This is a genomic window from Vibrio sp. 970 (assembly GCF_033339075.1).
In genome coordinates, this window is sequence record NZ_JAWOTW010000678.1 from 1 (window position 1) to 549 (window position 549).

General features: G+C 47.5%; 1 protein-coding gene. It reads left to right on the top strand.

Features of this window, described 5'->3' with window-relative positions:
- Positions 1 to 546, top strand: a 546-nt coding sequence (gene gspK, locus R7Q11_RS28585; protein WP_225467276.1) for a type II secretion system minor pseudopilin GspK, incomplete at its 5' end; no start/stop codon positions are given.
- Positions 547 to 549: the final 3 nt, after the last annotated feature.

Sequence of the window (549 nt, forward strand, 5' to 3'; positions counted from 1 at the left end):
AGCACAGTACGTTCAACCACCGGCGTGGAAGACAGCACCTACGAATCGATGAAACCTTCGTATTTAGCGGCTAATGGTTGGATGGCAGACAAAACTGAACTGCGCGCGGTATATCAAGTGAGTGGTGAAATTTATCAAAAGATTGAGCCCTTGGTATGTGCGATCCCAAGTGATGATTGGCGTTTAAACGTCAACACGATAGAGGTGGAACAAGCGCCGATTTTAGTCGCTATGTTTTCACCGAACTTGAGCAGCAGCGACGCGGTTCAACTGATAGAAAAGCGTCCCTTCGATGGTTGGGACAGCGTAGATGAATTTCTAGCGGAGTCAGAATTAACTGGCTTGAGCGATGATGTAAAGAAAAACGCCAAAGGCTATTTAGGAGTGGATAGCTCCTTCTTCGAATTGGATGCACAAGTGTTGGTGGATGATTCACGAGTACGTATCCGAAGCCTTTTGCAAAGTACAAATAGAGAAACGGTGACGGTCGTTCGCCGTCGTTTTGGAGGGATCAGTGAGCGAGTTTCTGACCGTTCGGCTGAGTAGCGA